The organism is Desulfobacter latus (assembly GCF_013389365.1).
GTDB lineage: Bacteria > Desulfobacterota > Desulfobacteria > Desulfobacterales > Desulfobacteraceae > Desulfobacter > Desulfobacter latus.
Map to the genome: position 1 here is coordinate 1 of NZ_JACADJ010000059.1, position 25,768 is coordinate 25,768.

At 46.6% G+C, this 25,768-nt stretch carries 24 protein-coding genes and 1 riboswitch; of the genes, 2 read left to right on the top strand and 22 right to left on the bottom strand.

Features of this window, described 5'->3' with window-relative positions:
* The first annotated feature begins 1,548 nt into the window (after positions 1–1,548).
* Complete coding sequence (locus tag HXW94_RS14155) at positions 1,549–2,280, top strand: reverse transcriptase domain-containing protein (protein ID WP_343054638.1); 732 nt, start codon at positions 1,549–1,551, stop codon at positions 2,278–2,280.
* 217 nt (positions 2,281–2,497) lie between these two features.
* Here the strand turns inward: HXW94_RS14155 and HXW94_RS14160 are convergent, their stop codons facing one another.
* The 18 genes from HXW94_RS14160 to thiM all read right to left on the bottom strand — a co-directional run bounded on the left by HXW94_RS14160 (position 2,498) and on the right by thiM (position 20,367).
* Positions 2,498–2,902 carry a type II toxin-antitoxin system VapC family toxin gene (locus HXW94_RS14160; protein WP_178367554.1) on the bottom strand — a complete coding sequence of 135 codons (405 nt, stop codon included), beginning with the start codon at positions 2,900–2,902 and terminating at the stop codon, positions 2,498–2,500.
* Positions 2,899–3,123, bottom strand: coding sequence for an AbrB/MazE/SpoVT family DNA-binding domain-containing protein (locus tag HXW94_RS14165; RefSeq protein WP_178367555.1), 225 nt, complete (start codon positions 3,121–3,123; stop codon positions 2,899–2,901). The genes HXW94_RS14160 and HXW94_RS14165 overlap by 4 nt, the downstream gene beginning before the upstream one ends.
* 866 nt (positions 3,124–3,989) lie before the next feature.
* Positions 3,990–4,757, bottom strand: a complete 768-nt coding sequence (locus HXW94_RS14170; protein ID WP_178367556.1) for a hypothetical protein — start codon at positions 4,755–4,757, stop codon at positions 3,990–3,992.
* A 27-nt stretch (positions 4,758–4,784) separates the two neighbouring features.
* The gene (locus tag HXW94_RS14175; RefSeq protein WP_178367557.1) at positions 4,785–5,237 is read right to left on the bottom strand and encodes a hypothetical protein; all 453 of its coding nucleotides are present in this window, start codon (positions 5,235–5,237) and stop codon (positions 4,785–4,787) included.
* 43 nt (positions 5,238–5,280) lie between these two features.
* On the bottom strand, positions 5,281–5,751 hold the full coding sequence (locus tag HXW94_RS14180; RefSeq protein ID WP_178367558.1) for a nickel transporter: 471 nt from the start codon (positions 5,749–5,751) through the stop codon (positions 5,281–5,283).
* 174 nt (positions 5,752–5,925) lie between these two features.
* Positions 5,926–6,255, bottom strand: a complete 330-nt coding sequence (locus HXW94_RS14185) for a DUF2442 domain-containing protein (RefSeq protein ID WP_178367559.1) — start codon at positions 6,253–6,255, stop codon at positions 5,926–5,928.
* Positions 6,236–6,472: a DUF4160 domain-containing protein gene (locus HXW94_RS14190; RefSeq protein ID WP_178367560.1), complete on the bottom strand. Its 237-nt coding sequence runs from the start codon at positions 6,470–6,472 to the stop codon at positions 6,236–6,238. Before HXW94_RS14190 ends, HXW94_RS14185 begins: the two co-directional genes overlap by 20 nt.
* Before the next feature lie 130 nt (positions 6,473–6,602).
* Positions 6,603–7,085, bottom strand: coding sequence for an adenosine-specific kinase (locus HXW94_RS14195; RefSeq protein ID WP_178367561.1), 483 nt, complete (start codon positions 7,083–7,085; stop codon positions 6,603–6,605).
* Between the two features lie 29 nt (positions 7,086–7,114).
* Complete coding sequence (locus HXW94_RS14200) at positions 7,115–8,866, bottom strand: hypothetical protein (RefSeq protein WP_178367562.1); 1,752 nt, start codon at positions 8,864–8,866, stop codon at positions 7,115–7,117.
* Complete coding sequence (locus HXW94_RS14205; RefSeq protein ID WP_178367563.1) at positions 8,856–10,361, bottom strand: hypothetical protein; 1,506 nt, start codon at positions 10,359–10,361, stop codon at positions 8,856–8,858. Before HXW94_RS14205 ends, HXW94_RS14200 begins: the two co-directional genes overlap by 11 nt.
* Before the next feature lie 46 nt (positions 10,362–10,407).
* Positions 10,408–12,285, bottom strand: coding sequence for a hypothetical protein (locus HXW94_RS14210; protein WP_178367564.1), 1,878 nt, complete (start codon positions 12,283–12,285; stop codon positions 10,408–10,410).
* Positions 12,286–12,526: 241 nt separating this feature from the next.
* On the bottom strand, positions 12,527–12,919 hold the full coding sequence (locus tag HXW94_RS14215) for a hypothetical protein (protein WP_218576731.1): 393 nt from the start codon (positions 12,917–12,919) through the stop codon (positions 12,527–12,529).
* A 10-nt stretch (positions 12,920–12,929) separates the two neighbouring features.
* Positions 12,930–13,979, bottom strand: coding sequence for a prolipoprotein diacylglyceryl transferase family protein (locus tag HXW94_RS14220; RefSeq protein WP_178367565.1), 1,050 nt, complete (start codon positions 13,977–13,979; stop codon positions 12,930–12,932).
* Positions 13,979–15,010: a phosphatidylserine decarboxylase gene (locus HXW94_RS14225; RefSeq protein WP_178367566.1), complete on the bottom strand. Its 1,032-nt coding sequence runs from the start codon at positions 15,008–15,010 to the stop codon at positions 13,979–13,981. The genes HXW94_RS14220 and HXW94_RS14225 overlap by 1 nt, the downstream gene beginning before the upstream one ends.
* 189 nt (positions 15,011–15,199) lie before the next feature.
* On the bottom strand, positions 15,200–17,605 hold the full coding sequence (locus HXW94_RS14230) for a hypothetical protein (protein ID WP_178367567.1): 2,406 nt from the start codon (positions 17,603–17,605) through the stop codon (positions 15,200–15,202).
* Positions 17,606–17,804: 199 nt separating this feature from the next.
* Positions 17,805–18,218: an alternative ribosome rescue aminoacyl-tRNA hydrolase ArfB gene (gene arfB / locus HXW94_RS14235; protein WP_218576730.1), complete on the bottom strand. Its 414-nt coding sequence runs from the start codon at positions 18,216–18,218 to the stop codon at positions 17,805–17,807.
* 14 nt (positions 18,219–18,232) lie between these two features.
* Positions 18,233–19,483 (bottom strand): Nramp family divalent metal transporter, encoded by a 1,251-nt coding sequence (locus HXW94_RS14240; protein ID WP_178367569.1) that lies wholly within the window; start codon positions 19,481–19,483, stop codon positions 18,233–18,235.
* 17 nt (positions 19,484–19,500) lie between these two features.
* Positions 19,501–20,367 (bottom strand): hydroxyethylthiazole kinase, encoded by an 867-nt coding sequence (gene thiM, locus HXW94_RS14245; protein ID WP_178367570.1) that lies wholly within the window; start codon positions 20,365–20,367, stop codon positions 19,501–19,503.
* A 70-nt stretch (positions 20,368–20,437) separates the two neighbouring features.
* Positions 20,438–20,540, bottom strand: a riboswitch (TPP riboswitch).
* A 350-nt stretch (positions 20,541–20,890) separates the two neighbouring features.
* On the opposite strand from thiM, the gene prmA reads away from it, so the two are divergent.
* On the top strand, positions 20,891–21,811 hold the full coding sequence (gene prmA / locus HXW94_RS14250; RefSeq protein WP_178367571.1) for a 50S ribosomal protein L11 methyltransferase: 921 nt from the start codon (positions 20,891–20,893) through the stop codon (positions 21,809–21,811).
* Between the two features lie 51 nt (positions 21,812–21,862).
* Here the strand turns inward: prmA and HXW94_RS14255 are convergent, their stop codons facing one another.
* The 4 genes from HXW94_RS14255 to HXW94_RS14270 all read right to left on the bottom strand — a co-directional run bounded on the left by HXW94_RS14255 (position 21,863) and on the right by HXW94_RS14270 (position 25,647).
* Entirely contained in the window at positions 21,863–22,456 is a 594-nt protein-coding gene (locus HXW94_RS14255) for a chemotaxis protein CheB (protein WP_178367572.1), read from the bottom strand.
* Positions 22,457–22,468: 12 nt separating this feature from the next.
* Positions 22,469–24,505 carry a PAS domain S-box protein gene (locus tag HXW94_RS14260; protein WP_178367573.1) on the bottom strand — a complete coding sequence of 679 codons (2,037 nt, stop codon included), beginning with the start codon at positions 24,503–24,505 and terminating at the stop codon, positions 22,469–22,471.
* Between the two features lie 66 nt (positions 24,506–24,571).
* On the bottom strand, positions 24,572–25,408 hold the full coding sequence (locus HXW94_RS14265; protein WP_178367574.1) for a CheR family methyltransferase: 837 nt from the start codon (positions 25,406–25,408) through the stop codon (positions 24,572–24,574).
* Positions 25,409–25,410: 2 nt separating this feature from the next.
* A complete protein-coding gene (locus HXW94_RS14270) occupies positions 25,411–25,647 on the bottom strand; it encodes a response regulator (protein ID WP_178367575.1) in 237 nt (78 codons plus the stop codon).
* Between the last annotated feature and the right edge of the window lie 121 nt (positions 25,648–25,768).

Genomic DNA, 25,768 nt, shown 5'->3' on the forward strand with positions numbered 1-25,768 from the left:
TAGGATCAGCAATGGTAAATCGAGGTATGGCAAGTTAAAGAAAAGGCGAAATCAGATAAAAGCCCCCAATTTTTTATTATAACATGAAAATTTTAGATATTTATCAATTCATTTGCAAACCACTATAAAAGGATATCCATCCTTCTGGACTATGCTTACAGATGTGTATGTCATTTGCTTTTTTTTAACAACCTTTGCGATACGCATCTACAGTCTTTTAGCAGCATTAAGCTGTTGATGGGCGCACCAGCTATTACTGTCAAGCAGCGTTGCCGTCATTTGCTTTCCCATTTTCAAAGATTCTCCAGATTCTCTCACAAAGAAACACCTGCCCGGGTGTGTCTGTATTCACACCCGCCGGACGTCAGCTCCCTTTCGGGCCGGGTAATGTTGAGACTCACCAAGTTGCTCTCAACCCGTATCCATCTCATTACAAGATGGCATTCGCTTTTTCCTGCATCTTACTCCCGCACCACCATCAGTGTGCCTTACGGTTTCACCTGCCGAGAATTTCCGGCGAGGATACGGGGTTTCCACGTTCTACATGACTGCTCTTTATGAACAACTTAGGCAGGCCTCTACGCCGATGAAACTACGATCCCGTGCAAGCAGTTAGCAGACTTGCATCCTGTTCATGTATACGAACGCAGGGAAGTATACATATAACCTGTTAATCCCAGTAGGTTAGTTACTCGCTGGCGGCGCTTAAAGCTCTTCGATTAATCTTGCCATATTGTCCGACCCTATCCCTTAACCAGATGGGATTTCCGGAAGGGTTCTCCTGTCACCATTCAAACCCGATTCGGTACATTGTCAGTGAGGCTTCGCACCCCGTCATCTGCGCAACGGTAGCACGCTCACCTAGGGTGGTCGGTGGGGATACACCGAGTATATTCAGTTCTTTACATTCACCTCCTATACATACATTCATGCAACCTCGTGTCGCACGCCAACGTTGAGTTAAGCGGAAAAAACACAACCAAAAATTTTCTACACCACAAGGCGTTTCCGTGTTTTTTTCCGCTTGAACGTCTTGTGGTGTGCCGGGCACGGCACATGTTCTTAAAAGTGAGTCAAATGTAATGGATTTCCAAACATTTGGCAAGTCTTAGACCCAGCCAGATGGAGGCGAAGGGTGGAGCGGTAGTGCAACGGGGTACCGGTGACGGTGCTTCGGGAGGAAGCCGCCTTGCTGAGGCAAGGTACCGCGAAGGTACGGGATGACGTACAGGAATCGAGTATAAGGCGCGCATACCGGGACGAGTCTGCACAACAAGGTACAGTCCTCTATCCATTACAGGGTATGTCCGTAAACTCGGCATCTACGTACTGAAAGACATGTGTTTACCCCAGGAGGTCTCCCATGTGCCGAAACGGCTGAGGGCCGGGTAACCGGTCCTGATCGCATGGGAGAAGTCAGCAGAAGGCATAGTAGCCGGTGGAAACGAGCCCCGCAAAGCGGGGAGGACTCACCCTGGTGAAGGCCTGAACGGTGCCTGGGCCGAATGGTCCGGGTAAATGATAACAACAAATAGGAGGTGTGTACTTGTGAGCAGACAGCCACAGCAGATGGAACTGTTCCCAGCGTCACAGATTGCCGAACGTCTGGGAAACAATGACCGGTTAATGGAGATGATCCTTGAACGCAACAACATTATCCGGGCATGGAAACAGGTTTGTGCCAACAAAGGTGCGCCCGGCGTAGATGGTATGAAAACCAGTCAACTCGGGAACTACCTGGCAAAGCACTGGCCTGAAATTGAACAAGACCTGCTTAATTGTAAGCATAAACCGCTACCGGTGAAGCGGAAGGAAATCCCCAAACCGGACGGCGGTGTCCGATTACTTGGAATACCCACGGTGCTTGACCGATTTATACAGCAGGCCATAGCCCAAACCCTGGAACAGGTATGGGAACCTTTTTTCTCTGAATACAGCTATGGATTCAGACCCGGCAAATCCGCACACGATGCGGTGGTGCAGGGTAAAAGGTACATGGTTGAATGTTATACCTATGTCGTCGATATGGACCTGTCCAAATTTTTCGACCGGGTTTCGCACGACCGCCTGATGAGTAGACTCGCCGGGAGAATCAAGGATAAGCGCGTATTAAAATTGATACGGCAATATCTAAGATCCGGCGTAATGATCTCAGGCGCTACGATTCCTACGGAAGATGGAAAAATCCTAAAACCAGGGTTCGGAACCTTGAGAAACTTGGTATTGCTCACCATGATGCCATGCTTTGCGGCAATGCCCGGAAAAAGTACTGGCACATGAGCAAAATCAAATGGGTGGCCATTGCCATGCCTGAAAGATATTTTATTGAGAAAGGATTATATCTGCCCGGGAACTGATTCTTAAAATCAGCCGAACCGCCCTGGTACGCGATCCGTATGCCGGGTGGTGTGGGAGGGCTCCTCAGTAATGGGGAGTCCTATCCCGATTCGCTTGGTATAAAGTTCAAAATTTGTTTGCGACCACGTCTTGAAGCAAATCATGGGCAAATAAGTTTTATGTTTGGGAAATACGTTCTATATTTTGCAATGTCCCTTGTGACTAAGTCAAATGAAGATACTGTAGCGTGAGCACCAATGAAAAAATCCGGAAGGGTTGAACTTTTAGTGCCCTTATTTCTTCGATACTCAAGGAATGTCTTTCCAGCCAAAAACAAAGCTTCGCGTGGAATTTCCAGGACTTTTACACCCACTTGTTCAACAGCTTCCTCGACTTCTTCAATACGGTTGAAACCAATTGATATTTCGGTATACACAATTGAATTAATGAATAATGTATTCGTCTGGCTACACTGACTTAATACGTCTTCAGACCAGTTTCCCCATTTAGGATCATTCGTAAACAGATCAAGCAACACACACGAATCAATGAAAATTCCGTTCATTTTATTTTTCTTGTCATATTCATGATTTCGTCTGTAGACATTTTAGCTGTAGCAATTCCCCTTAACTTCGAAAATTTAGAGGTCGGTTTGTTTTTTGATACTTTGACCAGATAAAATCTTCCGTTATCTTCATGAAAATCAACGTCTGTCTCTGGAGCAATACCTAATACCTCCCTTACATTCTTGGGGATAGTGACTTGGCCTTTTGTGGTTACACGCATAATAAATCTCCTTTGATAATGTAATACCATTATAGTATTACTTTTGAATCCGTGCAACGATTTTTTTGAAAGCGAACGCTAAGCTCACCTGCCACGCCAACAGTTTTAGGTTAAGCGACTGAGCTTCTCGTGGTCAGGTGGAGCGATTTGTGTGTGCCGGGCACGGTACATGTTCTTAAAAGTGAGTCAAATGTAATGGATTTCCAAACATTTGGCAAGTCTTAGACCCAGCCAGATGGAGGCGAAGGGTGTAGCGGTAGTGCAACGGGGTACCGGTGACGGTGCTTCGGGAGGAAGCCGCCTTGCTGAGGCAAGGTACCGCGAAGGTACGGGATGACGTACAGGAATCGAGTATAAGGCGCGCATACTGGGACGAGCCTGCCACACAAGGTAAAGTCCTCTATCCATTACAGGGTATGTCCGTAAACTCGGCATCTACGTACTGAAAGGCATGTGTTTACCCCGGGAGGTCTCCCATGTGCCGGATTGGCTGAGGGCCGGGTAACTGGTCCTGACCGCATGGGAGAAGTCAGCAGAGGGCATAGTAGTCGGAGGAAACGAGCCGGGCCTCGCTGTCTTGGGAGAAGTACACCCGGAGGCCTCACCCCGATGAAGGCCTGAACGGTACCCGGGCCGAATGGCTTGGGTAAATGGTTGTGGTGAGTAAGTATAAGGATTTTATGGGAATAATGCGGCAGTGGCCGAAATTTCCATAGCATGACTCTACACAAAACCCGGTAAATCGGTGGGATAACCTACAGCCGATTTTGTTAACACCAGCCGAACCGCCTTGGTACGAGATCCGTATGCCGGGTGGTGTGGGAGGGCTCCTCAGTAATGGGGAGTCCTATCCCTATTCGGTTGAGTTATATATCAATAGTGTTTATGAAAGAATTGCCATTTTCAAGTTGCTTCAATTGTTCTTGAGAAAAGCCTAATGAATGAAACTGCTGAAGGTGCGTTTCAATAAATTTTTGACCATTTAAAGCTAGGAGATCGATACTTTTGTTAACACTACGGAGGTCCTCAGTCAGTTCTGTTATGAAGGCTTTCGAGTTATGAATGATAATGGCAACTGACTCATCGACTTGTTTAATCATGTTTTGCTTAATCTCCGGCTCATTGGCAAATTCTTTCATAATTATTTTGTATTCATTTATTGCTTCTTGTTTTGCTTCATTTTGAAGGGTTTTGTATTGTTTAGTTTTGTCGATAATCATATTTTGAACTCTCTCTCGAAGATCGAGTTGCATGTGGCCTATTGCATTAATGGCATTTACATTTAATTTGGTAAGCTCTCGTTGATATTCAATAATTGCATCTGATACAGCTTTTTTCCTGGCAAAATCTTTGTCTTGTTTCCACTGTTCAATTTCTGCAATTATTTTTACAACTTCAGTTTCTTTTTTGATTGCAATTTCTGCATCAAGCTTTTTACTGGCAGCTTCCAGTTTTGCATTGAATTCTTTATCAGCTTTATCAATACTTGCTTCGAGTTTAATTTTTTCACGTTCAATCTTTCCAGCCCTGTTGTCATCCATACTTCGTAAAGGAGCTTTGAGCCAGTCACAGACAGTTTCAATCGGTTTGTAAATAATGTCATCCAATTTATCGAACATATCAAAGAAGCCCATCGTGTAATTTTAATCTCCCATTTTTATTTATTTGGAGGCCATTAAATCTATTTTTTTTTGAAATAGTTCTTTATGTCTATACAATGCCGTTCTTAACCTGTTTCTTCTTTTTTCACTATTTTCTTGGATGTCTATAATCTGCTGAATACAAGCAATGTTATCATCTGCACATTGAATCAACAGCGAGGCCGTTATAGATGCGTCTGAAATATTTCTTCCGAACTGTTTTTTACAAATATTTTGAAAGAGATTACAATATAAGCTTAATAGATCATGCTCAAATGCATTCAACTGTGGTGCGCTACACTCTTTGGTGTTTTTAAGAATTAACTCCATTTTTTCCCAATGAGAGTTTAGCCATAATACAACATATTTATGAATAGCCAATTCCATAATTTGCGGTTGTCTTGAGAAACGCCAAATTGGCTCATAGATTTCAGTACACTCTTCTAATAAGCAAGAAACTAATTCTTCTCGCATTATTCTTAAGACCTCGAGTTTACGGAATAAATAATTATGCTTACTATTCATCTGGTGATTCTACAGAAGCATTCATTTTTATTTTCGTTTCTGCCTCTTGACGTATCGCACCGACTAAGTCAATTGTATGATCTTGGACTAAGCTTGCACTTTGGCCCAAACTCTCCGTGTAGCATTTTACAAGTTCAATAAGCCATTTAGATGCTATTTTATCGTCTACCTGAGCATCTCTCAATGTCACAGAAACTTCTTTCAATGTTTGTGAAAAAAATTGCGATCTTTCTTTTCTAATCTCTTGTTGAACTGAAGTCGCAAATTTTATTTCTTCTGTATGATTTTTAATTAGTTCTAAATTTTTCTCGCCATATTCATAAAGTAATGATAGTGTGTTTTTAAAATTTTCGTAATTTTCATATTCGCGTAAAGCATTTTTAAGTGCTTCCTTTTGATCATCAAGGGATTCCGAATTTAAAGCATCAATCATTACTTCTAATTGTGTCAACTTTTCATTCATTACAATAATTCCTCTTTTGCAGTTATTATATTTTTATTAGCACAATTCACACAATTATCTATTGGTGTAAGCTAACGTTTCAAACCGAACGGGGAGCTCAGCCGACCGGGGCATACAGCCGAGCAGGTTGTCGAAGCCAAGCTTTTTCGAAAACCGAGGACTTCCGAAAAGCCGCTAACACCCCGGGTCGGCTTCAGCGTTTTGTTGGGCTAATCTTTTAGTAATCCATTTTTTTAATGATACGTTACTTTCTCCTGATGCTTTTCCGGCTAACAAGCCCTCAACACTAATATCTTCGTCAATATCTTCCCAGTGGACACCCTCACCCCGACCAATTATTCGCCAGTTGTTCCGTTCTTTCTGATTAGCATATACTAACCGAGGGAACCAGGCTAAAGGGACTGAAATACTACGACCGTCGCTTAAATCAATATTTAATAGTTCCGATGTTACAATAACATCTTGTGCATATGGAACTTCAATTTCAATCGTTAAAGTACTCATTCCAAGCCTCTATAATTTGTTCTTGATTATCTTGAATTTTTTTCTGAATGTCATTAATTTCCCTTGCTCTAAATCCGCTACTTCTTTGAAGTCTTACCGGTTCAAGCCAAAATTTTGCAACTTTGTCCTCTTTCTCGACGTGAACGTGTACCGGCTCATCACGATCGCCAGAATAAAAGAAAAATCGGTAAGGTCCTATTTTGAAAACTGTTGGCATTTTAACACTTTCAACTGGTCTATATCATTTCAAGTTTGCAATAAGTAGTATGTCGATGAGGTTTCGGAGCCCAACAGTTAATTAGGCAGAATGGGCCAACATGGTGATAGACGGATTCTGCCTATTGTATTCACAGCTTGTACCCGATCATCCTCAAAAAATCTTTGCGTTTTTGAATATCATCCTGTGTTTCAACCCCTTTGGAAGAAAAACCGTCCACCACCCCCAGAATGCCTCTGCCCTGGTCGGTCTGGGCCATGATCACCTGGGTGGGGTTGGCTGTGGCACAATGGATGCGCACCACCTCGGGAACGGCCTGGATGGTGTTCACGATATTGATGGGAAACATATCTTTCATGAAAATGATAAAGGTATGGCCGGCGGACAGGGCCTGGGCGTTCTTTTTTGCAAGTTCCACTATCTGTTCGTCCGTGCCGGAATGACGGATCAGACACTCCCCCGACGCCTCGCAGAACGCCACACCGAATTTGGCGTTGGGTACGGTGCAGACAATGGCCTCATGAATATCTTCAACGGTTTTGATAAAATGGGAATGGCCCAGAATAAAATTGAGTTCTTCGGGATTTTCTATGGTTACGCTGATCAGCTCCATTATTTCCTCCTGTAGATTAAATTTTTTCTTTATTCCAGCGACAACGCACCCCATGACAGATCAAAGGCCTGGTCGTTCTGCTCTAAGTTCGTGATCATAAGGGACGGCATAATCCATGCCTGGCTGTCACCGCTCTGGGCGACCCGGATTACGGGAAAAGCGTTCTGCCGGGCAATGGTTTTTACCGTAAGAAACCGGGTGCTGTTTTCCCCTTCCGGAAATCGGGTAAAGGCCAGGTGATTGACATTGTTGTGCTCTGCCGATTTCTTGTAATTTTCAAACTCTTCCATATTATAAATCCGCCCGGGAAGCACTTCCATCTGGGCAGTGGTCCTGGTATCCGTGTCCATGGAAATATAATATTTGTGGTCATCCACACAGATTTCATACCCGTCGTAAAGGGTGTACACGTTGCCGAGAAGGGTGATCAGTTTTTCAAAATGGGAAATTTTCTTGGCATAGCGTTCACCTTCCTGATTTTTGCCCACATGCCGGTACTCGGCCATGAACAGGCAGTGCTCGGGCAATAGCAGCAGTTCATTTTTGTTGAACTCCTTGAGAATATGCTTTTTAACGGCTTTTCTGACCTTTTCCGATTTGGTGGGACGGCCTGAAATCAAAAAATAGATGCCGGACAAATTTTTGTCCTTGCGCCATTTATTGAGCAAGCCTGCCTGTTTGCCGCATAACAACTCCAGAAACCGTGAAAAATCCCGTTCAATGAACCGGTCATTGTCCCACCAGGGACCGGTTTCCTCCGGTGACCGGTTCTGGGCAAACGCGTCTGCAAAATATTCCCCGGCCTTTCTTTCGGAAAAAGATTCCTTGCGGTTAAGGGCGGTGGTAATGCCGAGGGCCGGATCCTGGTAAGTGTTGGCCAGAAGCACGCTGACATCTGTGGTCAGTCCGCCGATGTCGATATGGCACACCACAAACTGAAGATTTTCGGCATTGGGATCATGCTGGGCAGCCTGGGAAAAGATAAAGTCCACTTCCTTTAAATCCGGCAGTCTGTCTTTCTGGTCCGAAAGATCCCAAAACGGTAACAGCTTAATCAGATTCAAGAAATAAAGCTCGCATGCCCCGCTCTCATCTGCAGAAATATTGACAAATGTTTTACGCAGATGCCTGAGATCACTTGGAAACAGCCATTTCCATTTTCGATCCGAGGATAGGTTCATGCACACGGAATAGATATTCTCTCTGTATCCGTTTCTTAAATTTTCAATAAACAGGTCCGGTACCGTAACCCGAATTTCCGTGATCACCGGAATGGCCGGGCCGTTCCAGGGTCGATCCTTGCTGGGCTCGGTGATGTACTTGAAACTGTGTTCAAGAATTTTTTTGATGTAAAGCTTAAACTGGGGCACATCGCCTCTGTAGGCGGCAAATTTGGAGGCAAATTCATATTTGGCACTTTTAACAATCTGGCTTGAGCTGACACGCTCTTCGCCCATATTGGGCACAAAAGCAAAATCCCGCTCATCACCGGAAGGCGGATTGATAAAGGCCGAAGGAAATCCGCCCTGGGCATCGGAGTCGCCATGGACCACATACTGCCATGAGTCGGTAATCTTATCCCGGCCAAAGCTGCAGGGCCAGCATAAAACACTGGTCCGGTAGGACCCGAAATCAATGAAAAGAATATATTCTTCGTGGTTCTGGATGTCCCTTGGGGTGCGGCCGGCAATGGTTTCATAGTAAAGTTTGCCGTCATCCTCGAGTTCCATCTGAAACTGATCCACTTCCTTTTTCTTGCGTTTGAACAGGTTAAACCGCATCTTGGGCTTCCTCTTTAATACGTCTTTCAACAAGGGTAAAATCACCGCGCACCAGCATATTGGGAACGTAAAATTCCGCCATGTTCATGATGATGTGGGGCAGATCCTTTTCCGCTGCACTTAAAAAACCTTTGTTTTCCGGGTCCAGGCGCTGACGCATGTTTTTCCACAGAACATCGGAAATGGCCTGGCTTCTGGGGGTGTCGGCCAGAAACTGGTCCAGGTACTGGGTGAACACGGCGTTCCAGAACGCCGTGTGGTCCTGAATTACCCCTTCTTCATTGTATTTAATCTCTCGGTCAAAAAAGTGGCGCAGGCTTTGGTAAGTATCGTTGAGAATGGCTTTGCGCATGCGCTCCTTGACTTCAGCCACCTCATCATAGCTTTCAATTTCATAAACCAGGTCAACAGCCTGGGTGTACACCTTTTCAGCCTTCCTGATCCAGGGCATCAGAAACATATTGTCCAGGGCGTCTCTGATATTGGAGGTGGTGCAGATGTCGTCAAGCATCTGCCGGGACCAGGCAATTCCGCCATCCTTTTTAATCTCGTCTTTGATTTCACGCAGACTGTTGTACCGGGACAGATTACGTATCCAGGTGTCCACGTGGGGGCCGGGGGAGATAAAATTCACCGGATATTCACTGTTGCAGGGATTGGTCAGCTGTACCACCACGTCAAAGGCTTTATAGCTTTTGAAATCGCTTTCAAGATCCTGCTCCACATTGGTGTTCCCGCAATAGCTTGCCACAGCACTGTCCCCCTGCAGGGAGAGAATCAACGGCAGTTTCTGATACGCATGGGTGGTTTCCAGCACCGTGCGATATTTTTTAAGAATGGCATCCAAAGGGTGGCCCGGAGGAATGGCGATTTTGTGCTGAAAACAGGTCACAAGAATGCCGGGATAGCGCTCCAGGCAATCGAGCATATTCGCCTGGAACTTTTCATGACGCGCCTTCTGGAATTCAACGGCGTCGGCCCCCTCTTTGATGCCCGGATATTCAATGGCCGGCAATGTCATGGGGGTCTGATCTTCGGGCACGGCCACCCGGATGAGATAATCATCCGGTTCCGCCCCGGAAGAAAGATCATACAGCCGGTTGAACTGCTCTTGGGTCAACCGGTCCCGGATTACATTGCCCGTGGAAATACTGATCTGGCTGATCACCACCTCGTCGGTCCAGGATACCGGCTCCACAAGGCAGGGAACCGCCGTGTTTTCAGAGGTGTTGCGCTGTTTGACCGCAAACAACCCACGAAGCGCGTCATTGTCAAACAGATCCAGAAGGTAGCTGGTCTTAAAGGATTTATCCGTGCCCGTAATATGGATATATACGGGCGTATTCGTATCCGGTGCCGTTTTCAGGCACATTTGGCATCGTTCAATGATCTTGTCCACTCGGTGTGCCTGCCGGGCCGGCATGCCGGCAAGCTGTTGAACAACCTCTTTGATGCCGTTCTGGATTTTCAGAAGCCGGTCTGTTTTGTCAAACATATGATTAAATAAAACTCCTTGATACTGATTTCGTAAAAAACATTACTTATGGGATTTTTACAATCTGATAATTTCCGTCCTTGGCCTTAACGATTTTAAGCTCGGTATCGCCGGCCCGAATGGTCATGTCTCTGATATCATGACGGAAACACAGGGTAAGGCTATCCTTGGTGACCATAAACGTAAAGGGGTTGAACAGGTTGACACTGGCCTTCTCAAAGGTGGTGGTGGTGCCGTCCCTAAACCTTGCCTTAAAGCTGTCCAAAGGTTCAAACAAGCGGATGATATTGGTGGTACCGGGCGTGATGGTCACGGACTGAACTGAAAAACTGTCATCCTTGGAAAGCTGGATCAGTGTTGTGTTAAATTGGATGGGGTCCCGCTTTAAGGAGACACTTGCCTCTTGTTCAAAAGATGATTTGGTAATCAAATTGGACAGCACCAGACTTGTGATGGGATCATTGGTCTGAATGCCGTACTTTCCCTTTGCATCCCCCATGAGCAGTTCCCGGTGGACACTGACATTAATCCGGTCCTGGGACAACTTGGAAAAGCCCAGGCTCCTGATCTGTTCTTGAATGATACCCAGTTGATTGGTCTGACCGGTCTCCGTACTGAAATAGGTCAAGGTGTTGTCCGATAGTTTCATTCCCCCTGCCTGGTTGTCATCAAACGCATACCAGGCCATGTTCGAAGGCAATCTCTTGTCTTCCAGCACCAGGTGTCCGATGCGCTTGGGCACCAGGGTGGCGCTGCCCTGGTGGAAAAAGGCGGCAAAGTCAAGATTCCCGGAACTGTTGTTGCGGGTGAGCAGGTACCAGGATTTACCGTTAAATTTTGTGTCAATACGAAGGGGCGTAAACGTGTATACATTTTCCAAAAAGCCCTTCATCTTGTAGCTGATGCGGTCACTGGCCATAAGTTCTGAAAAGGCATTTTCATCCCGGATTTTTTTAAAATCCCGGTAGGTAATCATATTCTGCTTCATATAATTGGAGATTTCAGTATTCCTGATGTTTAAGTCCCCAACCTTGAAATAAAAAATATTGGAGGCATACCCGGATTGCATGGTTGAATAAATCCGTGCCAGGCGCATGAATTCCGTGCCTGCCAGAATCTGCCTGCGGGATCTGATCAATTCCCCGACCTGACCGTTATAGTTGAAATATACAAACAAGATCAGCCTGTTGCCCCGATTCATGTCCTGTTCACCGCTCTGACGATAATCGGGCAGGGTCATGGTATGAAGCATGGACGAGACGTATTCGGTTTTTAAAAGCTTTTTAGCGACATCTTCCTGTTCCGGCTCTCCGTGATATAGCCAGGTATGTAAGTCGGGAAATACGGATTTGTAAAATTGCATTTCAGGACCGGCATCCTGGCCAATACTGCTGACAAAAGGAATATTTTTTAACAGGTTGCCATATTTGAATCCGGCCATTGCAATCAGGGAAATAAGCAGAACAGCGAAAATCCAGGGGAACCAGCGCCGTTTCATATTGCTGATGCCTTTTTGCTTCCGGAGTAACGAAAGCAACGCTGTTACACGTTCCTTACCGGTATAAGTGTCATCATGCACCACGTTGCCACCGTAGGCCACAAGGCTTCTCTTTTTATCCGCAGGCCGGAAAAAGGCCCAGGCATAGCCGATATTATCGCCTCTGGCGAGACGTACCGTCAAATAATCTACCAGGGCTTTACGTTCGGCCCCGCTGAGCTTATTAAAGGATACGGGTTCCATATCCGGGTCAAGCTCAATCTTCCCATTTACCGGAACAATCCGGATTTCCATCTGGGGACCAATACTCTGGTAGCGTCTTACATCTTGGAAAAAAGTGCATTCCGGAGGGATTTGTGCTTCGTATATCAATGGACTGTCGCTGATCTTTTTAAGCGCCAATTCAAATTCACTTAAACGTGCCATATGGGATCATTCTCCTTAAACGATAATTTGCCGTATCTTTTATCATCATCATTCTGATAAAGCAAAAGAACATATCACATAAGTGACTGAAAAAACAGAGTCAGTAAAATGAAAGTTGTTCTGGAAGCCCGATCCGGAATCGGGGGCAGGATTTTATGGCCGGAACACCAGGATTTTTCTGCAGACTTAAAGCCCTTCCTGGTTCTGACCCATGGTCAACGATGATCAAGTAATGAACTGTTCACTGCTTTTCTGCGATCAAACCGGCTCTAATCGTGCGTATCAGATTTGCAAGCATCAATAAAATCAGCGTCCAGAACACCACCCAGGCGGCAATGTCAAATTGAGGTCCGCCTGCAATGGCTGCATACACATAGGGCAACAGGGTATTAACCAGCACGATAAGGCCCCAGATAAGCACCTTGGGCAATGCCATGACCCGGCCGCTCAGGGAATTAACCAGACGGGCACAGCCCACAATAAAACCGGGCACGGTGATCATGTCAAGAAACAGAAAAACCAGGGGATCTATCCCCCGGCTTTCCAAAAGGCCTTTAAAGACGATATATTTGACAATATCGTAGCACCATAAAAAGCATATGCATCCAAATGCATGGCACCGTCTAATTTTCATGATCAATTAATTAGATATTGTCCTTAAGCACATGAAAGGAAATTTTCGATGCCGTAACAGTGCTTCGTCCCGCATGAAGAAAGGAGACAATCCAGACACCCTGGAAAAACAGAATCATGCCCGGATGCCACAGCGCTTTAAATCCTTGATCCAGAGAAACGACCACTTCGGGATCAGGAAAAAAAGCCAGCAGTGCGATGGTATAAGCAATGGCTGCCAGGGCCATAATCTGGTACATGGAAAATTTGCGTTCACCCCTGAAATCCGCCCGAAAAAATTCAGACACCACCCGCCAGACCTGTGTCACCACCAGGGTTTCCACAAGGGCGGTGCCGGCAAAGCCCTGGAGAAACAGCAAGGTACCGATAAGGCCGGATATCGCGTAAATCACAGCGGTAATAATCTGGATGGGAATCAATTCCTCACCGGCCAGACCCGACGCATAGGCCACCTTTTTAGTCTCTCCTGTAAAGACCACATTAAATTTTTCAAACAGTTTACGGGTGTGGTCGGCACACTGGTTCAACGGTTTACCATAACAACAGCCAAAGCTTAAACAGGCAAGGCGCCCCAAAGACTCTCCAAACGTATACCCAATGCTTAAAACCGCCATCATTACAGCAACGGGCACATGAAATTTAAAGGCCGTCCCCAACGTGGCATTCACCAACATAATGATCCAGGGCGCGGTCACCACACCGGCAAACACGGCCCCGCCAATGGTCAGGGTGGCTTTTTTCTTTTCAACAATCCGGGCAACGATTTTAGACGCCGGAATCGTGACAGCCAGCAGCAAAACAGTCAACAACACCAGAACAGAAATGGGTATTCCGGCCGATGCGGCCAGAATTACGACCATGATCACGCCAAAGGTATACGCATTGGCGGAGAAAAGTCCATACCAGGTCAGATTCATCCCACGCCACTGGCCCTGGCCCAATTTTTCCAAGGGGAACGCCGCCACCATCTGCCACTTTTCTTTGGGCAAGGTTATAAATCCCCATCGCAATACAATACCAATCAACAAACCCAGCCCGACAACAAAAAAAACAGACGCCATTACAAATCTCCGGAAATTGCAGTTTTATCAGAACAGCACGCGTGGCCGATACCTGAACGTACGGCCACTTCGGTTTCCACAAGGGGTTTGCCAAACCCTTCACTGAAACGACTGCTCACATCGCTGCGCATCTGGTTTTCCAGCAAGTCTTTAGAAAAACAGATACGCTGTTTTTGAAATATAACAATGGTTGTGGAGGACCCCGGACGGTACAGACTTTTGGGGCATCCCTTTTCCATAAAAAGGCCGGGCACCACCTCCCGGGGACTTTCATATCCTCTTCTACTGTAACACTGAACAATTTTGCCGATCATCATGGCCACCACCTCCACCATGCACACAAGCCCGCATCCGGTCCCCCCGGGCACATCCGTATCAATGATGGTGACCACCCGTCGATTTTTAGAGTATGGTGTGACCTCCCGGACCACCGCCCCGGGGTTGCAGGAGTGGAAATGCCCGTTTATCTCATAAATATCCAATACCGTTCCTGCCACGGGCGTATGGTTATAATGATATTTATCCGGAGTAAGCCGGGTTACGGCGAAACCGCCACGATCAAAGGCGTCAAGCCACTGGGGTTTATCCCGGCCGATAAGCTCTTTGAAATCAAAAAATTTACCTTTGATAAAGAGAGCCGCCTGGTCGGAAAATGACCCCACCAGAAGACGCGAATCTGCCGGTGAAACCACGGCATCAGCGCCTTCCGGCATGGGACGAAGCTGTTCATACCGAATCTTACGTTCAAACACTTTTCGAAAGGTATCAAATTCTGCCGGGTCTCCAAGCACCTCACTTAAATCAATGCCGTGGGCAGCCAAAAATCTACCGGCATCCGTCGGGGGGGTGAAAAAAGGCAGGTCATAAGAAACCGCCCCGATCAGGCTGGACATCCGGGCCGAAATCATCAGATGAAACAAAAAAGATGAATTTTCGCGAATTGGCGAATAAATAGCATTGATAACCGGATCGGCTTTAAGTATTTCGGTCCGGACTTGTCTGGTTTTACGGTCTATATATTGATGTTTCATAATCTAGACATTATGCCCGCGTTTTGTTTTAACGGTGTTAATTTACGACTAAGAAATCATGTGCAAAATATTAGAAAATCTTAAGTCCGTACAAGTAGAACCTAAAGGGGAACCCGTGTTTGGACGAGAAGTTGCCCAGCTGCAAATTGTCCTGCAACGCTGCAGATGGGGTGACTTCTCGTTCAAACACTAATCATCCTGCCAGGCCTTCATCTCCCGGCTGACCACAAGGACCATCAGGTAAATAAACTTCTTAAGCGTTTCAGGCGCACAGGTACCATCCATGAAATCCTGGCGCATGGATTTTAAAAACCTGAGTATGTCCTGGCTGCCTAGAATCCGACCAAGGGCCTGCCCGTACGAATTATCCCGGTATCTTGCCCACAGGTCTATCTGCTCAAAGGCCTTGCCGAGCAGGTCAAACCCCTGGCTGACATGGGTCTCTCTTAAGTTTCGGCCGTAATAGCTTTCAGCTTTTGCATTAAACTGTCTGCCCGGCAGGGACATGGGTTTATGCTTACCCGTACCGTCAAGTATACCCTGGGTAATCCGACCCCATGCGGCATGGGTCTCCGGCCTATTGATCCGATTGTCAAGGTCATCAAGAATGGGGGCACTGTTCAAGGCCGATACAAGATCGGCGCCCTCGGTTTGAATCAAGGCGATCAAGGCCCGCTGGTATTCCCGGACCAGCACCCGGGTGTAACCGGGATACCTGTGGCTTTGTCTGGTTTTAGCCGTATTTTTCAAGATTTTAGCCAAAAACCGGTTCCGGGTTCGGGTTTTAACAAAAAACGTCGGCACACCAATGGCCGTACAGAAAAATATCTGGCGGCGCTCGCTTTCCACAATTGGGGAATCGGGTATCATGGCATGGTCCACCTGCCGGGAATAGATATACTTCTGGACCAGGGCCGTGATCAGTACCTGCAGGTCAGCAGCCTTTCCCATATCCCTGACAATATCTTCAAACACGCTGAAGTAACGGTGTTCAAACCCGGAATACCCCATCTGGTGGTATTTCCTCAAACGAACCAGCTGGTACAGGGCCATGCGGCCGTCAAACACCCCCATTTCGGTCAGGTCTTTTTTAAGGTTGTCTTCGCTTTCCAAACTGCCGTTCAAGGCCGGACTATGGAAGGTACTCATCACCGAGGTAAAGTAGTCAATAAGCCGACCGTCCGGCACAAAATCACCTTTCAGCCGGAATATATTTGCAATCAAACGGTCAAGCCACACCGGACCAAAAGGGGTCAGAGATTTGCCCATAATTTTGAGATGGGCCTTTTTCTTCCATCGCCGCCAGATCATGCGCAGATGGGTATGGGTCAATTCGTGGGGCATAAAGCCCAGAACCTGTTCAGGATGGAACGCCTGAAATTCAAGCCTGTGGGGGGCGGCAGAATAGGTGGTGGCAAACAGGGGCAAAAAATGCTCCCAGATTTTTATAGCCAGATCGCCTGTATATTTTTCATCCAGGGCCGTAAACCCTGAAGCTGGATCCGCCATGCACTGGGAGAGTTTAACGCTGCCAAGACTGATATGGGTACCGTTATTGGCCAGACTGATATTAGAGGTGTTGGGCAGCACCACAAGGTTGGAATTGATAATGCCGGCCTCTTTGAGTTGGGTTACGGCATTGATCTGGCTGCGGGACAACACCTTGTGGCAGACACCCATGTACTCCTTTTTTTCTTCCCCCCGGTCCCATCCGGACAGACACGGACTCATGAATAATTCGCGATAAAACGCATCCGAAATAATATCATTAAGCCGTTTTTGATCCCCGGGCGGTGTAGCGGAAAAAAACACCTTTACCTTCTGGCCGTTTTCATTGAGTTCAAATTTATGCCCGGCATAGGCCACCAGGGCCTGGGTCAAAAGAAAACGAAGCAGGGTTTCGCCGGCAAGCTTCTCTCCCAGACGCTTTGGGCCATCGGATTTGACCGGGTAAAAGGAAAAAAGTTCAGGAGAGCTGTTATCATTGGAAAAATGGGTGAGCATTTTTTCGCCCCAGACCTTTATCGGTTCCGGCACACCATTGTCATCACCAATCGCATCGGCCAGGGCCAGCTTGAGCAGATAGGAGACAGGCACCCGCACCTGGTTTTCTCCGTTTTTTTCAAACACGAAACAGGCCGCGTCCTTGCGATATTCTGATGCGGGCATGGATTTATCAGCCTTGAGATCTTCGTTAAACACGCGATTGGCAAACCGGTTGAGCGCCCGGCGGGGAAACCACACCCAGGAATTTTCCCAATCTTTGCCGTCCTTATCTTTGAGCAGTCGTTCCAGGGCCATCACCCGTCGCTGGGAGGTTTCGCCGGTTCTGGCCTGCTCCACAAGATTCCGGTAATAATTGGAGGTCTCAATGACCCGGGCCAAGTCTATATTTTCCCGTTTTCCCGCGACCACCGCCTGAAATTCATTTTCAGCACCTGCCGTAGCATCCCCGGCCATGAACGGCAGGGTCCGGACAAAACAATCAGGGGTCTGATCATTCAGGCCAATGGCAGCGCTGATCCGATCCAGACACGGGGTCATTTCAGACGGCAGAAGCACCTTATTTTCGTTACGTTTTATGGTTGCAAGCATGTTGGGACGTCATCCTATCGCGAAGTGTTTGAAGTGTTTGTGATAATTTTTTTTAAATAAAATAGGCTTTTATTATTATATTAATGTTACAAAGGTGCTAAGATTTTATAAAAAAATATATCCACAGATTACGCAGAAAAACACAGATTAGAAAAAAAATCTGCGGGAATCTGCGTAATCTGTGGATAATAAAACAGAATTAATTATAATCTATTTTTTTTCTTAACGCCTTGACCCGGCTGCGTCTGTTTTTAGAATCAAGGCGCCGGTTTTTTGATGCCTTGGTGGGCCGGGTGGGTTTTCTTTTTTTCACAGGCCGGACAGCACGTCTGATCAATTCCGCAAGCCGTTCCAATCCGTCCTCACGATTTTTTGCAGCACTTCTATAGGTCATGGCCTTGATCACAATAACGCCCTGCCGGGTAATGCGCTTGTCTTTAAGAGATAACAGTTTTGCTTTAATTTCTTCCGAAAGATCCGAGGCATGGATATCAAAACGGATATGAACACCTGAAGAGACTTTGTTTACATTCTGTCCCCCAGGCCCCCGGGACCGGATGGGATAAAATTCAATACCGGTATCCGGGATGGATATGTGATCGGATATTTTCAAGGTCACCTTCCTTTCTAAGCGCCGATTAACCCCCAAAGCCACTTTACCCCTAAAACCACGGTAACCAGCAGGGCGCAGCCACCTGCAATATTCAACACAGGACCGTTCCTGTACTGCTTTGCCCAGTCCCTGTCGTTGAGCAGCCATAAAAATATTCCCACAAAAAGCGGCGTGCCCAGAAATGAGAGGGCCAGCATGATCATCAACAGGTTAACCGGCCTGCCGGAAAGAAAGGCACCGGGCAGGGCAATGAGGCACCCGACCAGAATTGTCAGCCGGTACCAGCCACTTTTGGGACGCATCTCCCAGTTCATTTTATCCCCGAGTACGTAGGCCGCGGCAATAAAGGTAGGCATAATCGTTGAAAATACGGCACACCAGATGCCCAGACAGAAAAAGCCATGGGCATAGCGGCCGAGAAGCGGCGCAATGGCATCGGCCATTTCAAAAAGGGTATTGACATGGATATCTGCCGGATGAAGCACGCAGGCGCCGGTCAGATAGATGGCCGTGCAGTAAAGCCCGAATGCCCCAAGAAGAGAAAGGGCCGTATCAAAACGCGCTGTTTTCAGATCCGACATCCCCCACCCTTTTTCATGCACCGTATAGGTCTGCATGGACAAAATGGTCACATGAATAGAACCGCCCATGATCGCGGTCATCATTAAAATTTCAGCTTTGCCGAAATGGGAGAAATCCGGCAAGAGGCCGCCAACGGCCAGGCCCAGATCCGGCTTGGCAATAAAAAGCGTACCGATAAAACAGACCACAAGCAAAGAGACGATAATTTTGCACACCATCTCAACAATCCGGTATCCGCCGTGGGCCACCAGAACGTAAAAAGCGATGGTAAATACGATCCCCCACCAGGGCACGTCAAGGCCGGTTACATAGCCGGTCACGGCGATCAAGATTTTTAAAAGCACCACATTGCAAAGCCAGATGACAACAAGGGCGTCCAGGGCCACAAACCAGGCAGGCAGACTGCCCCATTTCTCCTGTACAATGGAAACAATCCCCCGGCCCCCGATAAGAGCGGTTTTGGCTGCCATGTACTGACAGACAAAGGCCAGCACCACACTGAGCAGCACCACCCATAAAAAATTATACCCATAGGTCCCGCCGGCCTTGGCAACACTTAAGGTGGTTCCCGGTCCGGCGGCCACGGCACTGATGATCCAGGCCGGTCCCAGCGCTGAGATAAAACGTTTAAAAGATATGCCTTTCCCGGATGAACGATGTTGATCTTCCTTTAAATCCGCCATAATGGTCTCCTCATATATTAAAGGCAGTGAACTTCGGCCTTCAGATGTTGGTGGATATCCGCTTCGCTAAGTGCATACAAACTGTCTATAAAATGGGGCAGAAAAAACCCCGGACCTGCCACCCGGGCGGCGGCCAGTTCTCCGGCAATCCCTGTAACGGCAACGCCTGCAACCGCGGCGTCAAAACCGGTTTCAGCCACAGTATAAAACGCGGTACAGATGGCGGAAAGCATGCAGCCGGTACCGGTTACCGCGCCCATAAGTTGAGATCCGTTAGCGATCTTGACCATTTTACCCGGTCCCAGAATCATATCTGTTTTCCCGCTGACAACAAGCGCAGATGCGGAGGCAAGAAGCGCAGTTGCACCACTTGGCAAGTCATCCGCATTTCGGTCGGGCCGGCCATGCCCGGTCAGGATAGCCCTGGCCTGTTCCGGCGAGATCCCGCTGTCCACCCCCTTGGTGGACGAATGGCCTGCCGCAAGGGCGCAGATTTCCGACGGGTTGCCCCGGATGATTTTTGCCGGGGCCAGGGCGCAAAGTTCCCGGGCAATATCCGTGCGGAAGGGCCCGGCACCCGCCCCCACAGGGTCCAGTACAACGGGCTTTTGTTTATCCCCAGCAAGGGCCATCAAGGATTTCATAACCGAAATCCGATCCGGAACCGGGGTGCCGGTATTAATGCAAAGGGCGTCCGATACACCGGACATGTATTCGGCATCATCATCTGCCCAGGACATCATGGGTGATGCCCCAAGAGCCAGAAGCACATTAGCGGTCTGATTCATGACCACAAAGTTGGTCACCACATGGATCAACGGTCTTGTATCGCGTAACGCGGAAAAAAGCCGATACGTATTTTCAGCCAGTTCATGGGCGTGCATATGATCTCTCTTTCCTTTATCTCGATGATTGAATATGCAGGGAATTAAAAGGCGGGAATAAATGAAAAATCTGAATTTATATCCGCTTCCCTGCGGCGGCATTATCCGCATCAGGTTCCAAGGGTCAGGAATCTCTTCCTTCTCAGCCGGCTAAAGCCCCCCCAGCAAACGTTATTTTCAAAAATAAACTATGAACCGCTATTGATGATTTGTCAATGCATTTTAAACAGTCTAATTGTTTCGGCCTTGAATTTGAACAAATTTATACTGGATCTGAAGAGAGCTTAAAAAAAAGCCGGAGCCTGGAAAATTTTCCCTGTTCAGTCTCCTTTGTTACACGTGTTGTTTCAATTTCAGTCACGCCACCGTCCCCTCAATTCATGTGCATACTGCCTGTTCTTAGCGTTAAGACAGACAGGTATGGATTGTCAATTATAATGTTGATATAACCCCCATGGGTTAACCGAAGTAATCGAGAATCAGGCCCAGCCACGACAAACTATTAAAAAATATGGAATATACCATGAAATTTAAAAAAGTTATTGCCCGGTTCGATGCAGACAATATTGACCTTGCCGAGGAAGTGATCTGCCATATTTTCTTTTCATTCAACCTGAAAGGCGTTATCTGCGAGGTGCCCATCCCCGAACCGGATGAGGGTTTTGGTACCCGGACCCTGAAAATACCTGACCAAAACAGCATTATCGGCTACCTGCCGGACACGGATGATTCTGATATCATGATTTCCAAAATCCGGGCGCGCCTGGCAGGATTGTCGGATATGGCTGTCCAGGTGGATGTTTTATCGGAAACGGTAGATGAAAAAGATTGGGCCCATGCCTGGAAGGCGTATTTCAACGTCACCCGGATTACAGATAAAATTATAGTGAAACCCGAATGGAAGGACTATACGCCAGGGCCCGGTGAGGTTATCATCCGCATTGATCCGGGCATGGCATTCGGCACGGGTACCCACCCCACCACATGTATGTGCCTGGCCCTTTTAGAAGAACATGTACGGCCGGGCAAAACCCTGTTGGATGTCGGATGCGGGTCGGGCATACTGATGATCGGCGCTGCAAAGCTCGGGGCAGGCGCCATGACCGGTATTGATGTGGACCCTGTGGCCGTGGATATCACCCGGCAGAATTTGGAAAAAAACGGGATTGCCCTTGATCGCGTCACCCTTGGGGCCGTAACGTTGGATAAAACACCTGAAATCCAATATGACCTTATCTGTACCAACATCATTGCCCAGGTTATCGTATCCATTATGCCGGATATCGCCGCCCGCCTGGCACCGGACGGGACCGCCATCCTTTCGGGCATTATTGAGGAGAGGCTGCCGGACATTTACGCAGCCCTGGATATGCAGCACCTTGAATGCGTCAAAAAAATAACCCGGGAGGAGTGGGTCGCGCTGGTGGTTTGCCGTAAAAAATGATATGCGAGGGTAATCATTAATACCACACATCGGCACTTCATAGCAAATTTGTCAAAATGAATATCCCTCTTGATTCAGCCTGTTAATAAAATCCCCTATCGTATTCAAAGGCAGGATATGGTCTACCTGGACATGTTTGATCACGGACATGGGCATGGCTTGTGCCTCGGCGGTCTCCGGGTCCTGGACGATAATTAGACCCCCCAGTTTTTTTATCCTGGCTGCACCATGTGTGCCGTCTGAGTTCGCCCCGGTCAGGATAATGCCGACCAGCCTGTCCGTGTAGGCATCTGCTGCCGATTCAAACAAAACATCAATAGAAGGGCGCGAGTAATTCACCCGGGCTTCTGTTGACAGGGAAAGGGTTTTATCGGGTTCCACCAATAAATGATAGTTGGCCGGTGCAAAATAAATGGTGCCGGATTCCACCGGCATTTTATCTTCGACCTCTCTCACTGAATGCCGGCATAAATGATCAAAGTATCTGACCAGGAAATCATCAGAATCATGATGTTGGTGCTGCACAATCATGACGGGAAGCGTCATGTCTTTGTCAAACTTGGGCAGAATCTCAGTAAGCGCCACCAGTCCGCCGGCTGAAACGCCAATCACAATAGCGTCATATGACTGTTTGGATACTGCCATTTCAAGATCAATTTAATATGATTGAATCGGAAGTTTAATTATAAACGTCGCCCCATTACCTGGTTCGGAAATGACATCCATTTTGCCTTTATGATTTTTGGTGATAATAAAATAAGAAACAGAGAGTCCTAATCCCGTTCCGATACCTACCGGTTTAGTCGTAAAGAACGGATCAAACACCTTTGCGCAGGTCTCCTCATCCATTCCCGGTCCATTATCCGCGATTTCCATGCAGACCATGTCAGATGCGTCTTCTTTATAAATTCTAATGATAAATCTGGGAAATTTTGTTTTGGCCGTGTGCATTGCCTGGGCACCATTACGGAGAATATTCAGCAGCACCTGCTGGACCCTTGCGCCTTCACAAGTCAGCATAGGCAATTTTTCATCATATTGTTTTATGATTTCAATGGATTTGAAATCATATTTCGTTTTAAGATCATAGTCTGTGGCAGCCAGATCCAGAATTTCATCCATAAGCGTGTTGGGGTAGTGGGAAGACATATCATTGGTATTCGATTTCCTTGCAAAACTAAGCATTGTGTTGACGATCTCAGCCGCTCGTGAGCCCGAATCATTAATCGCATCAATCATACGAAAAATATCTCTCTTCTCCATAAAATCCCTGATATCCGCCATTTTAATACCGAGTTCCTCGGCAACTTGTAAATTTGCAGGCATATTCGTACTTTCAAGCCGGGACTTCATAACATATGCACTCTGCATCATCCCTGCCAGGGGATTATTAATTTCATGGGCGATCCCTGCTGCAAGCCCCCCGACAGAAAGCATTTTTTCCGTTTCGGCCATCATCTCTTCCATTTGGACCCTATCGGTGACATCATCAATGCGGATCACAGCGCCGCCGATGCCATTGGTTACCAGCGGATAGATGGTTATGTCTTCATAAACAACCCTGTCTTTCTCCTGCCTTGTGGAACGTGAATGATGATAAACCTGCTGGGATTCAATTGCCTTTTGTACAAATTCGATGCCATTTTCAAGTTGTGGAAATATCTTTTCAAGCGATTGGCCTTTGGCAACCTCCTGGGATATGCGCGTTACATTCCTGGCCCGAAGATTCCAATGCGTGATCCGGGTTTTGTTATCGACGCCGATAAGCATGGACGGCATGGAATCAATAATATTGGACAGGTAATTTCTCAAGCTTCGGATCTCTTCTTGTGTCTGTTTCAACTCGGAAATATCAGAAAAAGCACCAATGATACCGGCAACTTTTCCCTTTTCATCACGAAATACATCCTTGGCAAAAATGACGGGTTTGGCCTCACCCTGTTTATCCGTTACCTTAAATTCATAAACCTGGTGACGTGAATTCCGCATCAGTTCAAGATCTTTCTGGTGATACACAACCGCCTGATCTCCGGGCCACAATTCATCCACCCGCTTTCCTCGAATATCATCCGGGGTCACCCCCATAAACGTGGAAAACGCCTTATTACATCCCTGGTAGCGCCCTTCCTTGTCTTTATAAAAAACCGGCGTGGGCACAGCATCAAGAAGCGCACTGACAAAATTGGTCGTTCGCTTTTGTTTCTCTTCCGCCTTTTTTCGTTCTTTAACTTCTTCTTCAAGTTCAAGTTTCAACGCTTCCAGTTCAATCACCTTGGCATCCAGCTCTCTTGTTTTTTCTTCAAACAGGATTTTTTGCTTATGCAGTTCAATGAATATTTTTACTTTGCTTGTAAGAATGACCGGTTCCAATGGTTTAAGAAGATAGTCCACCGCACCCGATTCATACCCCTTAAACACATGATGATCTTCTTTGTTGGCCGCTGTAACGAAAATAATAGGGATGGTACTTGTCTTTTTAACACTTCTTAACAGTTCAGCCGTCTCATATCCGTCCATATCAGGCATCTGGACATCAAGAAGGATAAGTGCAAATTCATGATCTATTGTTTTGGATAACGCCTCATCCCCGGAGCCGGCCTTTACAATCTCCAGTTCCGGAGATTCAAGAAGGGTCTCCAGGGCCAAAAGGTTTTCAGGCCGGTCATCAACGGCCAGTATGTGAATTTTCTTCATAAAATTTTCTTTTGAATGTTTCGATACTGTAATTTATATTGCCCCTTTCGATTAATGGCTATGGCGCTAACGCCGCTTACGGTATATTTTTTCCTGGTCACAGACGAGTTCAAATGCATCTGATAATTCGGAAAATTTGATGCTTTCCTTTGTGCCCAGGCATAGAAACCCGCCCGGACAGAGGCTGTCATGAAATAATTTAAGTACCCTGTTCTGAAGTGCTTTGTCAAAATAAATCAAAACGTTACGACATAAAATCAGATTCATTTCACCAAAAACCCCATCCGTAACCAGATTATGAGATGAAAAAAGGATTTTATCCCTCAGGCCACGCTTTATAATGGCATGGCTATAGTCAGCCGCATAATAGTCTGAAAAATCTTTTTTTCCGCCCGATTTCTGATAATTATTTATATATTTGCGCATCACATCCATCGGGTAAATACCGTCTTTGGCCCTGGATAAAATCAATTCATTAAAATCCGTTGCATACAGCTGGGCTCTCTTTTTCATACCTTCCTCTTCAAGAAGAATCGCCATTGAATAGACTTCCTGCCCGGTTGAACACCCTGCATGCCAGACCTTGATGTATGGATACGTCTTCAAAACAGGGATAACCGTCCCCCTGATTTTTTTATAAACCCACGGATCTCTGAACATCTCGGTCACATTGATCGACAAATCAAATAAAATCAGATTAAAAAAGGACGCATCGTAAATTAAACGATGCTGCATTTGTGAAAAATTATCCATACCGCTCAAATTCAGACGCTTTTCAAGCCTGCGCTTTACATGTGCAAAAGAATAATTTCTAAAATCATAGCCATATTTCAGATTGACCGCCTCAAGCAACAGCCTGATTTCAATCCGTTCATTTTTAATATTTTCCCCGGCACGATTCATTATTAATATAACCAGACCCTCAACATGGCAACCAGTTTATCCGTATCAACGGGTTTTGCCAGATAATCATTCGCGCCGGCATCAATACATTTATTCCGGTCCCCTTTCATGGCCTTGGCGGTCAGTGCAATAATGGGCAGTTTTTTATTTCCGAGATCGTTGCGGATCTTTTTTATTGCGTCATATCCATCCATATTCGGCATCATGATATCCATCAAAACAATATCAATCTCTGGCATCCTTCATATAAGTTCAAAAGTACTTTACAGTTTTTATCATCAGAATTTTGATCGCAACTATCTTGTCACAGCAAAATACCGTGTTTATTATACTCAAATATGAATTGTGATTATCTCAACA